Source organism: Pseudolysinimonas yzui, from assembly GCF_014653215.1.
In the GTDB taxonomy this organism is placed as follows: Bacteria; Actinomycetota; Actinomycetes; order Actinomycetales; family Microbacteriaceae; genus Pseudolysinimonas_A; species Pseudolysinimonas_A yzui.
Genome location: NZ_BNAI01000004.1, coordinates 142631 through 154654, shown reverse-complemented (window position 1 = coordinate 154654; position 12024 = coordinate 142631). Strand labels below are relative to the sequence as shown.

Sequence of the window (12024 nt, the reverse complement as noted above, 5' to 3'; positions counted from 1 at the left end):
TGACAGCGAGAGAAGAAACATCATGAAGGTCAACCCGAGCGTCAAGCCGATCTGCGATCACTGCAAGGTGATCCGCCGCAACGGCCGCGTCATGGTCATCTGCAAGTCCAACCCGCGTCACAAGCAGCGTCAGGGATAGGTCTCGACACGCGGCTGCGCCGCTACTCGACCACCGAATAACTCAATACACACAAGCGTCACCAAGAACCTCGCGAGAGGGGACACCTCGGGTCGGAGGCCCGGGCACCGGAGACGCACAGACCTCCGACAACTCTCAGGAGTAACGCAATGGCACGTCTTGCCGGCGTCGACATCCCGCGCGACAAGCGCGTGGAAGTGGCGCTCACCTACATCTACGGGGTCGGCCGCACTCGCGCGCTGTTCACCCTCAAGGAGACCGGGATCTCCGGTGACATCCGCGTCAAGGATCTGACCGACGACCAGCTCGTCGCGCTCCGCGACTTCATCGAAGGCACCTACAAGGTGGAGGGTGACCTCCGTCGCGAGGTGCAGGCCGACATCCGCCGCAAGGTCGAGATCGGCTCCTACGAGGGAATCCGCCACCGTCGCGGCCTCCCGGTGCGCGGTCAGCGCACGAAGACCAACGCGCGCACCCGCAAGGGACCGAAGCGCACCGTCGCCGGCAAGAAGAAGGCAGGCAAGAAGTAATGGCCGCTCCCAAGGCAGCCGCGGGCCGCAAGCCGCGCCGCAAGGAAAAGAAGAACATCGCCGTGGGCCAGGCTCACATCAAGTCGACGTTCAACAACACCATCGTCTCGATCACCGACCCCTCGGGTGCGGTCATCGCCTGGGCCTCCGGCGGCGACGTCGGCTTCAAGGGCTCGCGCAAGTCGACCCCCTACGCGGCGGGCATGGCGGCCGAGGCCGCCGCGCGCAAGGCGCAGGAGAACGGCATGAAGAAGGTGGATGTCTTCGTGAAGGGCCCCGGTTCGGGGCGCGAGACCGCGATCCGTTCGCTCACCGCGGCGGGCCTCGAGGTCGGCACGATCAACGACGTCACCCCGCAGGCGCACAACGGCGTTCGTCCGCCGAAGCGTCGGCGCGTGTAACGACACCGGACAGCATTCTCACCATCAACTGAACACCCGGCGGCCCAGCCACCCGCCGTTCTTCCGTGGGCGTCATATGGCGGACGCCCTCGCTGAAAGGAATACACGTGCTTATTGCACAGCGTCCCACCCTGTCCGAGGAGAGCCTCTCCGAATTCCGTTCGCAGTTCGTGATCGAGCCGTTGGAGCCCGGATTCGGGTACACCCTCGGCAACTCGCTGCGCCGCACCCTGCTGTCGTCCATCCCCGGCGCAGCGGTCACCAGCATCCGCATCGACGGAATCCAGCACGAGTTCTCGACGGTTCCGGGCGTGAAGGAAGACGTCGTCGAGATCGTCCTCAACATCAAGAACCTCGTGGTGTCGAGCGAGCACGACGAGCCGATCACCGCCTACCTGCGCAAGCAGGGCGCGGGCCAGGTCACGGCCGCCGACATCTCGGCACCGACCGGCGTGGAGATCCACAACCCCGAGCTGGTCATCGCGACGCTCAACGAGAAGGCGAAGTTCGAGCTCGAACTCACCATCGAGCGTGGCCGCGGCTACGTGTCGGCGACGCAGAACCGCAGCGAGTTCAGCGAGGCCGGTCAGATCCCGATCGACTCGATCTACTCGCCGGTGCTGAAGGTCACCTACCGTGTCGAGGCGACGCGTGCCGGTGAGCGCACCGACTTCGACCGCCTGGTCGTGGATGTCGAGACGAAGCCCGCGATCACCCCGCGTGACGCGATCGCATCGGCCGGCCGCACCCTCGTGGAGCTGTTCGGTCTCGCCCGCGAGCTGAACTCCGCCGCCGAGGGCATCGAGATCGGTCCCGCACCGGTCGACGCCGTGCTCTCGAGCGAGCTGAGCATGCCGATCGAGGATCTCGACCTGAGCGTGCGCAGCTACAACTGCCTGAAGCGCGAAGGCATCAACACGGTCGCCGAACTGGTCGCCCTGTCGGAGACGCAGCTGATGAACATCCGCAACTTCGGCCAGAAGTCGGTCGACGAGGTGCGCGACAAGCTCACCGAGATGGGCCTGTCACTCAAGGACAGCGTCCCCGGATTCGACGGCGCGCACTTCTACGGCGGCTACGACGACGAGGAGCAGAGCTGAGCCTCGCGGCTCACGCTCTGACGGAACTGAGAGAGAAGCACCATGCCTAAGCCCACCAAGGGTCCCCGCCTCGGAGGCGGCCCGGCTCACGAGCGTCTGCTGCTCGCGAACCTCGCCGCCGCACTGTTCACGCACGAGAGCATTCAGACGACCGAGACGAAGGCCAAGCGCCTGCGTCCGCTCGCCGAGCGTCTCATCACCTTCGCGAAGCGCGGTGACCTCCACGCCCGTCGCCGGGTGCTCGGGATCATCTCGGACAAGGGTGTCGTGCACAAGCTGTTCACCGAGATCGCGCCGCAGGTCGAAGACCGTGAGGGCGGCTACACCCGCATCACGAAGACCGGCTACCGTAAGGGCGACAACGCCCCGATGGCGGTCATCGAGCTCGTGCTCGAGCCGGTCGTGAAGAAGCCGTCCGCCAAGAAGGCCGCCGCCGCGAAGGCTGCTGCCGACAAGCCGGCGAAGGCCGCCAAGGCCGAGACGCCCGTCGCCGACGAGGCCGCCGAGGTCGAAGAGACTCCGGCCGAGGTCGTCGAAGAGACCGCCGTCGAAGAGGCTCCCGCCGAGGAGACCCCCGCCGAGGAGGCCCCCGAGGCCGCCGCGGATGAGGCTCCCGCCGAGGACGACGCGAAGTAGCAATCCCGTGACGGGCCCGTTGAGTGCTCGAGTCGCCGCTCCGGCGGGACTCGAACTCCCGACGGGCCCGTCCGGCGTTTCCTGGCGCCGGGCGACCTTCGACGACGTCGATGCGATCGTCGAGTTGTACGCCGCCATCGCGGCCGCCGACCACCCCGAGTGGACGGAGACGCGCGAGGAGGTCGACGACGAACTCCGCCACTCCTGGATCGACCTCGCCGCCGACAGCGTCATCGCGGAAGCGGACGGCCAGGTCGTGGCCACCGGTCTGCAGATCGCGCCACCGGATCCCGAGACGATCGTGCGCTCGATCGCGTTCGGTGGCGTGCGCCCGTCGCACCGCGGACGCGGCATCGGGCGGGTGCTCATGGAGTGGCATCGCACGCGGGGGCGACAGCACCTCGCGGCCTCCGAGCTCGACCTGCCCGGCTGGGTCATGTTCTACGTCGAGGAGCGCAACGCCAGCCAGCTCCGGCTCGCCGAACGCCTCGGCCTGCCGCTCGCGCGGTACTTCACGAAGATGAAGCGCGACCTCTCCATCGACATCCCCGACCTCCCCCTCGCGGATGGCCTGAGGCTCGCCATCCCGACGGCCGCCGACAGCGCGCGCATCATGGAGGCGAAGAACGACGCCTTCCGCGACCACTGGGGCAGTCAGCCGAGCACCGAGGAGGGCTGGACCTCGATGATGGAGCAGCCGACCTCCCGGTTCGACCTCTCGGTGATCGCGCTCGACGGCGACGAGGTGGCCGGGTTCGTGCTGACCCAGGTCTACCCCGACGACTTCGCCTCGCAGGGCTACGTGGGCGGATACATCCCGCTCGTCGGCGTCACCCGCGCATGGCGGCGCAAGGGTGTCGCCCCGGCCCTTCTCGCCGCGGCCTTCCGCCGGTACCGCGAGGAGGGGCACGAGAAGGTGGCGCTGGATGTCGACAGCGAGAACCCGTCGGGGGCGCTGAGCCTCTACACCGGGATGGGATTCGTTCCCGAGACCCGCAGCGTCGCCTTCGTCGAAGAGTTCTGACCCTCCCGGGTCAGAAGGGCGTCGGCAGCGAGAGGTCGGCGGATTCGTCGCGCAACGGCGGGAGGGCGGCGAGCCGGTCGACGGCGTCGGTCACCGCCGCCGCGAAGATGCCCGCGCCGATCGGCCCGAAGTGCACCTGGTCGCGGGCCATCTCGTGGAGGTAGGGCTGGATGGCGTCGTGCCAGTTGGCCAGCTCGACGTTGCGGTAGACGAGCGCGAACGACGACAGCTCGGCGTTCACCCCCGGGATCCAGCCGCGCGGCGCCTGCGCGTTGACGACGATGAGTTCGCGAGACGGGCCGATGATGCTCCGCACCTCCTCGAGGGTGCTCCGCTCGATCGGGCCGTTGGTGCCGAGCGCGATCACGACGACGGGCCGGAGCGTGCCGGCAGCCGCGTGCGCCTGCAGGATCCCCGGGGCGGCATACATCGAGCGTGACACCGACGCGTCGATCGCGATCCCCGGATAGGCGGTCTGCATGGCCGGTGCCGCCGCGAGCAGCACCGAGTCGCCGATCGCCGTGATCTCGTCGCCGGTCGTGATGGCATCCGCCGCGGCACTCGCGATGGCGTCGTCCTCGACGGGCGCCACGGGGGCGGCCTCGTCGATCGCTTCCTGGCCCGCTTCGATGTAGGCCTGGGCCTCGCCGCGACCCGGGTCGGCGATGAGGGCCGCGATGCTCGTTCCGGCGAGTCCGGTGGCGAGCACCATCGCGAACGCGGCCCCGAGGGCGCGGCGGCTGCGTGGCGCGGAGTCGAGCACGGCACGCGCCGTCGCCCGGAACCCGTGACGGCGGATCGGCTGCTCGATGAAGCGGTAGGAGAGTGCCGCCGCGACCACGGTGACGGCGAGCGCGATCCCGCCGAGCGCGGCGGCCTCCCAGCCTTCGCGCGGCCAGGTGGGCAGGGCCGACCCGACGAGCACGAACACCGGCCAGTGCCACAGGTAGAGGCCGTAGCTGCGCACCCCGACCCATCGGATGGGCGCCAGGTCGAGGGTACGGGCGAGCAGCGAGCCGGGCACCGTCAGGGCGGCGATCGCGACGGCGCTGAGCACGGCGACCAGCGCGAGTCCACCGCGATAGGTCAGGTCGGAGTCGCCGCTCATCAGCACCGCGAGGGCGATGAGCGCCCCGACCGCGAGGGGGCCGGCCAGTCCGAGCGTCCAACGGGTGACACGCGCGGTCATCCCACCGGGCGCCTCGCCGAGGGGCGCGACGCCCCGTCCGAGCAACAGCACCGCGAGGAACGCCCCGATGGCGAGCCCGAACGCGTGCGTGTCGGTGCCGTAGTAGACGCGAGTGGGATCGACCGCCGAGTACGACACCCCCATCCAGGCGGCGGACGCGACGGCGATCGCGGCGATCGCGGTGAGTTTCGCCCAACGCGGGATCCGCACGAGCACGAGCACCACGAGCAGGGGCCAGACGACGTAGAACTGCTCTTCGACGGCGAGCGACCACAGGTTGCGGAACAGCTGCGGCACGGTCTCGTCGAAGTACGAGGCCCCCTGCGCGATGAACAGCCAGTTGCTCGAGAAGGTGACCGCCCCGACGACCTGGGTGCCGAGCGCGACGAGCACGTCGCCGCCGACGAACAGGGCAGCGGTGCAGCAGGCCAGGAGGAGGAGGGCGAGCGCGGGGAGCAGGCGCCGGGCGCGCCGGGTCCAGAAGCCGCGGAGCGAGATGCGTCCCGTCGTCACGCGCTCGCGCAGCAACAGGGTGGTGATGAGAAAGCCGCTGACGACGAAGAAGATGTCGACCCCGAGGTAACCGCCGATGAGGGTTCCTGGGACGAGGTGGAAGACGATGACGGTCGTCACGGCGAGTGCCCGGATGCCGTCGAGACCCGGCACGCGGAAGCGGTCGGATGGGACGGTCGGGCTCGGCAGTGAGGTCATGTCGCAGTCGTCAACGGGGTAGGGATGACGTGAACCAGGGTAACCCGGTGCGGCAGACTCGTCGGGTGGCACGCATCCGGCTCGACCTCGCTTACGACGGCGGTGACTTCACCGGCTGGGCGAAACAGCCGGGTCTTCGCACGGTGCAGGGCGAACTCGAATCCGCACTCGGCACCATTTTCCGCACGGTCGGGGCGGCCCCGACGGTCACCGTCGCCGGGCGCACCGACGTCGGGGTGCACGCCACCGGGCAGGTCGCCCACGTCGACCTCGACGACACCCAGATCGCCGACCTCGACCGTCCGCGCCGAGGCGGGCCGGCACCGAAGGGGCTCAACGCCCTCGTGCGCCGGCTCAACGGCATCGCGGGAGCATCCGGCGACGTGCAGGTGCAGCGCGCGACGTTCGCGCCCCCCGGATTCGACGCCCGGTTCTCGGCCGCGTGGCGTCGCTACGAGTACCGCATCGCCGATGCCGCCGCCCTGCGCGACCCTCGTCGCCGCGGCTACGAGGTGTGGCATCCGACCGGTCTCGACGTCGACGCGATGGATGCGGCCGCCCGCAGTCTGCTCGGGCTGCACGACTTCGCCTCGTTCTGCCGGCCGCGGGAGGGGGCGACGACGATCCGCACCCTCCAGGAGTTCGCCTGGAAGCGGGATGTCGACGGGGTGCTGGTCGCGACCGTGCGCGCCGACGCGTTCTGCCACTCGATGGTGCGCGCCCTCGTCGGGGCGTGTGTCGCCGCCGGCGACGGACGGCTCGCGATCGACCGAGCGGCGCAACTGCGGGATGCCGCCACCCGCTCGAGCGAGTTCGTGGTCGCGCCGGCGAAGGGTCTGACGCTCGCCGAGGTGGGCTACCCGCCCGACGAGGAACTCGCCGCGCGCGCCGAGCAGACCCGGGCGCGACGGGATGCCGCGACCGCGTTTGACCCGGACGGAAGCACGGACTAGTCTTACGAGGTTGCCTCCACCCCGGAGGCGACGATCCGAGCCCTCCACCGCAGGGTTGACCGCGATCCGTGGTCAACGCTCACCGGAGTGGGATTCACGATCTCCTCGAAGAAAGCAGTTCACACTGTGACGCGTACGTTCAGCCCCAAGCCGGCGGACATCAAGCGCGACTGGGTCGTCATCGACGCGACCGACGTCGTGCTGGGTCGTCTCGCCAGCCACGCCGCCGCCCTCCTGCGCGGCAAGCACAAGCCCACCTTCGCCCCGCACATGGACATGGGTGACTTCGTCATCGTCATCAATGCCGAGAAGGTCGCCCTCACCGGTCAGAAGCTCGAGAAGAAGCTCGCCTACCGCCACTCGGGTTACCCGGGCGGTCTGTCGGCTCAGACCTACGTGGAGATGCTCGAGAAGCACCCGACGCGTGCGGTCGAGAAGGCCATCCGCGGGATGCTGCCCAAGAACTCGCTGGGCCGTGCCCAGATCAAGAAGCTCAAGGTCTATGCGGGCGCCGAGCACCCGCATGCTGCCCAGCAGCCGAAGGCCTACACCCTGACTCAGGTCGCCCAGTAAGGACTATGACCATGGCGAAGATCGAAGACATCGTGTCCGACGAGGTGCTGACCTCGTTCAGCACCGAGACCCCGAGCGAGCAGGCCGCTGAGCCCCGCACGCCGCGCATCCTCAACGTTCCCGGCGCCGCCGTGGGCCGTCGCAAGGAGGCCATCGCCCGCGTGCGCATCAACCCGGGCTCCGGCACCTTCAAGGTGAACGGCCGCACGCTCGAGGAGTACTTCCCGAACAAGCTGCACCAGCAGCTCATCACCGACCCGTTCAAGGTGCTCGACCTCGTCGGCAGCTACGACGTGATCGCGAAGATCACCGGCGGTGGCCCCTCGGGCCAGGCCGGCGCGCTGCGCCTCGCGATCGCCCGCTCGCTCAACGAGATCGACCGTGAGAACAACCGTCCGGCGCTCAAGAAGGCGGGATTCCTCACGCGGGATGCCCGCGTGATCGAGCGTAAGAAGGCGGGCTTGAAGAAGGCACGCAAGGCCTCGCAGTTCTCGAAGCGCTAGTCTTCGGGCGCTCGCGCTCATGGCTCGACTCTTCGGTACCGACGGAGTCCGAGGGCTGGCGAACGGTGAGATCATCACCGGCGACTTCGCCCTCGGCCTCGCGCAGGCTGCCGCGACGGTTCTGACCAAGGGTCGGCACGCGGAGCGACGGCGGGCCGAGGGTCGCCGTCCGCGGGCGGTGCTCGCGCGCGATCCGCGCATCTCCGGCGAGTTCATCTCGGCGGCGGTCGCGGCAGGCCTCGCGAGCTCGGGAATCGACGTGCTCGATGCGGGCGTCATCCCGACCCCGGCCGTCGCGTTCCTGGTGCACGACATCCAGGCCGACTTCGGCGTCGTCGTCTCGGCCTCGCACAACCCGGCACCCGACAACGGCATCAAGTTCTTCGCCTACGGCGGCACGAAGCTGCCCGATGAGGTCGAGGATCGCATCGAAGCCGCCCTCGCGGCACCGGAGCTGCTGCCGACCGGTGCCGACGTGGGCCGCATCCGTCGGTTCGCCGACGCCGAGGATCGCTACCTGGTGCATCTGCTCGGAACCCTCGAGGGTCTGCGGCTCGACGGGCTGCACGTCGTCATCGACTGCGCCAACGGGGCCGCGGCGGGAATCTCGCCGCAACTGTTCACCGACGCGGGAGCCACCGTCACGGTCATCGGGAACGACCCCGACGGTCTCAACATCAACGACGGTGTCGGCTCGACCCACCTCGAGCCGTTGCGGGCGAAGGTGCTCGAGCTCGGCGCCGACTTCGGCATCGCCCACGACGGTGACGCCGACCGGTGCCTCGCGATCGACCACACCGGCGAGGTCATCGACGGCGACCGCATCATGGCGATCCTGGCGATCTCGATGCGCGATCGGGGGATGCTGACCGACGACACCCTGGTCGCCACCGTGATGAGCAATCTCGGGCTGCGGCTGGCGATGGCCCAGCACGGCATCCGCCTGCTCGAGACCGCCGTGGGCGACCGCTACGTGCTGGAGGCCCTGGCCGAACACGGGCTCGCGCTGGGCGGCGAGCAGTCGGGCCACATCGTCTTCCGTCGCTACTCCACGACCGGCGACGGGCTGCTCACCGGTCTCCAGCTCGCCGCCGAGGTGGTGCGCTCCGGGCGGACGCTCGCCGATCTGGCCACGGCGATGACCGTCTACCCGCAGGTGCTCGTCAACGTGCCCGACGTCGATCTGGCCCGGCTCGACTCCGACGCCGAGGTGGCGGATGCCGTCCGCCGCGTCGAGCAGCGGCTCGGCGACACCGGGCGGGTGCTGCTGCGCCCGTCGGGTACCGAACCGCTCGTGCGGGTCATGGTCGAAGCGGCCGACGTCGCCGCCGCGCAATCGCTCGCCGCGGAGCTCGCCGAGGTGGTTCGCGCGCGGCTCGCGCTCTGACTTCCGGGGTCAATAGACTCGCCGCCATGCGGCTCAGGCTCGGTCTCTTCGCGCTCGTCTCGGCGGTCGTCGCCCTCGCGGCGATCGGCATCTCGTCCTTCGTCGTCGACCCCGAGAACATCGGGGTGCGGCTCGCCCTCTACGCCCTCGCCTTGCTGGCGATCATCGCGACCATCCTGTTCGTCGTCTTCGCGATCGTGTCGCCGATGTTCGGCCGCACCGGGGTCTCGCCGACGCAGCTGGCCGACGCGGTCGCGGCCGGACGGCAGGCGTACGCCCGGGTCACGAGCGCCGTGCCGACAGGGGCCCAGCTCAACGGGGCGTACGCCTATGACGCCCGCCTCGTGGTGGCGGCGACCGACGTGCCCGCCTACGAGGTCTCGGATCGGGTGCGCGTCCACCGTTCCGACGGCGCGGTCGCCGGGAGAGGTGAGATCGTGACCGTCGTGCGCCTGGCCGCCGACGCGCCGCAGGTCGCCGTGACGGCGGGGCCGGCATCCACTCCTCAAGACGTCTCCGTTCCCCAGCAGGCGCCCGCCTGGCCGGCGCGGTGACCTCCTGATGAGCGTCGGCAGTGTGATCCTGCGCGTCGCGCTCCTGCTCGGGATCGGGGCGGGGCTCGGAAGCATCCTCGGGTCGATCTTCACGGGCGACTGGATCTACACGATCGTCTGGGCCGTCGGCATTCCCGTCGTGCTCACGGTCGCGGGCGTCCTCGGCAGTCGTCGCCGTCGGCAGGGGGTGCTCACCGCACCGGGGCGCGTCCCCGGGATCATCGGGTCGACCCGGGTGCAACCGGTGCCCACCGAGGCGGTGCTCAACCCCGAGCCGACGGCTGTGCCGGCGACCGGGGCGACGCTCAACGGCGAGCCGCTCGACCCGGCGGTGCTGGCGAAGATGCCCGAGCCGCGTCCCCGGGGCACCGTTCCCCTGTGGAGCCGGGCGCTCGCGATCATCCTGGTGCTCGTGGGCGGGGCGCTCGTTCTCATCCCGGCGTATCGCACGATCGGGTGGACGGTCACGAACATCGCCCAGGGCCGCTGGGACGGCAACGACATGCGCACCGGACTGCACCAGCAGGAGGCGATCGACGATCTCGCGGCGGTCATCGGCTCCTACGACTTCGTCGCAGTCAACTTCTACGACAGTTACGTGCTTGTCGAAGCCCCGACATCGGTGGGGGCCACGACGACCGACACCTACCAGTGGCGGTATGGCCGCGCCGGGCGGGAAGGTCCGTACAGCGGGGTCGTCAACGGCCTCTTCGACGCGTCGCGCATCGACTTCTCGATCGTCGCCGACCTGGTCGCCCGGTCGAAGGCCGACACCGGCTGGAGCGACTTCACCGGCTTCTACCCCTCCGTGCGCGCGAACGACGAGGGCGAGCCCGAGATCCTGGTCTCGCTGAGCAACGACTACTACTCGGCCAGCTACACGTACACGATTCAGGGAGACTTGATCGAGAAGTACGGAACGGGATTGGACTGAGGATGCCGCTGCAGGGGGAATACGCGCCGAGCACGAGCGGGTGGGCCCGGGCCCAGGCCGAACGCTACGAGGCGTCGGGCGGTACCGAAGCCGACACGCTCCGCGACACCGGGCTGCCGATCATCGTGCTGACGACCGTCGGGGCGAAGAGCGGGAAGCTGCGCAAGACCGCGCTCATGCGGGTCGAGCATGACGGGGTGTACGCGGTCGTGGCATCCCGCGGCGGCGCGCCGCAGCATCCGCAGTGGTATTTCAACCTCATCGCGAATCCGCTGGTCGAACTGCAGGACGGCGCCGAGAAGCGCGACTACCGCGCGCGCGAGGTGCACGGCGACGAGAAGGCGATCTGGTGGGAACGGTCAGTGGCGGCGTACCCGCCCTACGCGGACTACCAGGAGCGAACCGACCGGCAGATCCCGGTGTTCGTGCTCGAGGGCGTCTAGACCTTACGCAGAAGCACGGTCGAGACCGTGTGATCGGGCCCCTTCCGCAGCACGAGCGACGCCCGCGCGCGCGTCGGCAGGATGTTCTGCGCGAGGTTGGGACCGTTGATCCCGTTCCAGATCGCGCGAGCCCGGGCGACGGCTTCCTCCTCGCTCAGGGCGGCGTAGCGGTGGAAGAACGATGACGGGTCGGCGAACGCTCCGCGCTGCAGCCGCAGGAACCGCTCGACGTACCACCGCTCGATATCGGCCGTGCGGGCATCCACGTAGATCGTGAAATCGAAGAGGTCGCTCACCGCGAGCCGGCCCGAGGCGGGCGGCTGCAGCACGTTGAGGCCCTCGACGATCAGCACGTCGGGGCGCCGCACCACGATGTGCTCGTCGGGCACGACGTCGTAGACCAGGTGCGAATAGACCGGCGCACGCACCTCGGCGGCACCGCTCTTCACCTCCGACACGAAACGCAGCAGAGCCCGGCGGTCGTAACTCTCGGGGAACCCCTTGCGTTCCATCAGTCCGCGGCGTTCGAGCTCGGCATTCGGCAGCAGGAACCCGTCGGTCGTCACCAGTTCGACCGTCGGGGTGTCGGGCCAGCGGGAGAGCAGCTCCCGCAGCAGGCGGGCGATCGTCGACTTGCCGACCGCGACGGAGCCGGCGACACCGATCACGAACGGGGTCGGGCGCGCCGGCTGCCCGAGGAACTCACGCACCGCCGAGCCCGTGGCGAGCGCCCCCGCGACGTAGAGGTTGAGCAGACGGCTGAGGGGCACATAGACCTCGGCGACCTCGGTGAGGTCGAGGGTGTCGCCGAGCCCGCGCAGCCGCTCGACCTCGCCGGCGCCCAAGGGGAGCGGGGTCGACGGGGCGAGCGCCGCCCACTCCGCCCGATCGATCTCGAGGAACGGAGTGGACCCGCTGTGCGCAGAGGAAGGGTCGGACATCTGACC

The 12024-nt window shown here is 69.6% G+C and carries 15 protein-coding genes; 13 read left to right on the top strand and 2 right to left on the bottom strand.

Going from position 1 to position 12024, the window contains the following annotated elements:
- The first annotated feature begins 22 nt into the window (after positions 1-22).
- From rpmJ to IE173_RS11065, 6 genes are all read left to right on the top strand, one after another.
- Positions 23-139, top strand: coding sequence for a 50S ribosomal protein L36 (gene rpmJ, locus IE173_RS11090; RefSeq protein WP_055821300.1), 117 nt, complete (start codon positions 23-25; stop codon positions 137-139).
- A 149-nt stretch (positions 140-288) separates the two neighbouring features.
- Positions 289-669: a 30S ribosomal protein S13 gene (gene rpsM, locus IE173_RS11085; protein ID WP_191283557.1), complete on the top strand. Its 381-nt coding sequence runs from the start codon at positions 289-291 to the stop codon at positions 667-669.
- Positions 669-1070 carry a 30S ribosomal protein S11 gene (gene rpsK / locus IE173_RS11080; protein WP_191283556.1) on the top strand — a complete coding sequence of 134 codons (402 nt, stop codon included), beginning with the start codon at positions 669-671 and terminating at the stop codon, positions 1068-1070. The genes rpsM and rpsK overlap by 1 nt, the downstream gene beginning before the upstream one ends.
- Before the next feature lie 107 nt (positions 1071-1177).
- Entirely contained in the window at positions 1178-2170 is a 993-nt protein-coding gene (locus IE173_RS11075; RefSeq protein WP_191283555.1) for a DNA-directed RNA polymerase subunit alpha, read from the top strand.
- A gap of 42 nt (positions 2171-2212) precedes the next feature.
- Positions 2213-2806, top strand: a complete 594-nt coding sequence (gene rplQ, locus IE173_RS11070) for a 50S ribosomal protein L17 (protein ID WP_191283554.1) — start codon at positions 2213-2215, stop codon at positions 2804-2806.
- A 7-nt stretch (positions 2807-2813) separates the two neighbouring features.
- Positions 2814-3830, top strand: a complete 1017-nt coding sequence (locus tag IE173_RS11065; protein WP_191283553.1) for a GNAT family N-acetyltransferase — start codon at positions 2814-2816, stop codon at positions 3828-3830.
- Between the two features lie 10 nt (positions 3831-3840).
- Here the strand turns inward: IE173_RS11065 and IE173_RS11060 are convergent, their stop codons facing one another.
- Complete coding sequence (locus IE173_RS11060) at positions 3841-5730, bottom strand: acyltransferase family protein (protein WP_191283552.1); 1890 nt, start codon at positions 5728-5730, stop codon at positions 3841-3843.
- 65 nt (positions 5731-5795) lie between these two features.
- On the opposite strand from IE173_RS11060, the gene truA reads away from it, so the two are divergent.
- From truA to IE173_RS11025, 7 genes are all read left to right on the top strand, one after another.
- On the top strand, positions 5796-6683 hold the full coding sequence (gene truA / locus IE173_RS11055; protein WP_229842057.1) for a tRNA pseudouridine(38-40) synthase TruA: 888 nt from the start codon (positions 5796-5798) through the stop codon (positions 6681-6683).
- Between the two features lie 126 nt (positions 6684-6809).
- Positions 6810-7256: a 50S ribosomal protein L13 gene (rplM, locus tag IE173_RS11050; RefSeq protein ID WP_191283550.1), complete on the top strand. Its 447-nt coding sequence runs from the start codon at positions 6810-6812 to the stop codon at positions 7254-7256.
- An 11-nt stretch (positions 7257-7267) separates the two neighbouring features.
- Complete coding sequence (rpsI, locus tag IE173_RS11045; protein WP_191283549.1) at positions 7268-7759, top strand: 30S ribosomal protein S9; 492 nt, start codon at positions 7268-7270, stop codon at positions 7757-7759.
- 19 nt (positions 7760-7778) lie between these two features.
- Complete coding sequence (glmM, locus tag IE173_RS11040; protein WP_191283548.1) at positions 7779-9146, top strand: phosphoglucosamine mutase; 1368 nt, start codon at positions 7779-7781, stop codon at positions 9144-9146.
- Positions 9147-9172: 26 nt separating this feature from the next.
- Positions 9173-9700, top strand: coding sequence for a hypothetical protein (locus tag IE173_RS11035; RefSeq protein ID WP_191283547.1), 528 nt, complete (start codon positions 9173-9175; stop codon positions 9698-9700).
- A gap of 7 nt (positions 9701-9707) precedes the next feature.
- On the top strand, positions 9708-10634 hold the full coding sequence (locus tag IE173_RS11030; protein ID WP_191283546.1) for a hypothetical protein: 927 nt from the start codon (positions 9708-9710) through the stop codon (positions 10632-10634).
- A 2-nt stretch (positions 10635-10636) separates the two neighbouring features.
- Entirely contained in the window at positions 10637-11077 is a 441-nt protein-coding gene (locus IE173_RS11025; RefSeq protein WP_191283545.1) for a nitroreductase family deazaflavin-dependent oxidoreductase, read from the top strand.
- Here IE173_RS11025 and coaA read toward each other — a convergent pair.
- Positions 11074-12018, bottom strand: a complete 945-nt coding sequence (gene coaA / locus IE173_RS11020) for a type I pantothenate kinase (RefSeq protein WP_191283544.1) — start codon at positions 12016-12018, stop codon at positions 11074-11076. The two genes, IE173_RS11025 and coaA, sit on opposite strands and share 4 nt — an antisense overlap.
- Between the last annotated feature and the right edge of the window lie 6 nt (positions 12019-12024).

Bases quoted from the DNA above. Each gene is read 5' to 3' on its own strand.
- rplQ (WP_191283554.1), top strand. From the start codon at position 2,213: ATGCCTAAGCCCACCAAGGGTCCCCGCCTCGGAGGCGGCCCGGCTCAC.
- IE173_RS11060 (WP_191283552.1), bottom strand. From the start codon at position 5,730: ATGACCTCACTGCCGAGCCCGACCGTCCCATCCGACCGCTTCCGCGTG.
- rpsI (WP_191283549.1), top strand. From the start codon at position 7,268: ATGGCGAAGATCGAAGACATCGTGTCCGACGAGGTGCTGACCTCGTTC.
- IE173_RS11030 (WP_191283546.1), top strand. From the start codon at position 9,708: ATGAGCGTCGGCAGTGTGATCCTGCGCGTCGCGCTCCTGCTCGGGATC.
- IE173_RS11025 (WP_191283545.1), top strand. From the start codon at position 10,637: ATGCCGCTGCAGGGGGAATACGCGCCGAGCACGAGCGGGTGGGCCCGG.
- coaA (WP_191283544.1), bottom strand. From the start codon at position 12,018: ATGTCCGACCCTTCCTCTGCGCACAGCGGGTCCACTCCGTTCCTCGAG.
- rpsM (WP_191283557.1), top strand. From the start codon at position 289: ATGGCACGTCTTGCCGGCGTCGACATCCCGCGCGACAAGCGCGTGGAA.
- rpmJ (WP_055821300.1), top strand. From the start codon at position 23: ATGAAGGTCAACCCGAGCGTCAAGCCGATCTGCGATCACTGCAAGGTG.
- glmM (WP_191283548.1), top strand. From the start codon at position 7,779: ATGGCTCGACTCTTCGGTACCGACGGAGTCCGAGGGCTGGCGAACGGT.
- IE173_RS11035 (WP_191283547.1), top strand. From the start codon at position 9,173: ATGCGGCTCAGGCTCGGTCTCTTCGCGCTCGTCTCGGCGGTCGTCGCC.
- rpsK (WP_191283556.1), top strand. From the start codon at position 669: ATGGCCGCTCCCAAGGCAGCCGCGGGCCGCAAGCCGCGCCGCAAGGAA.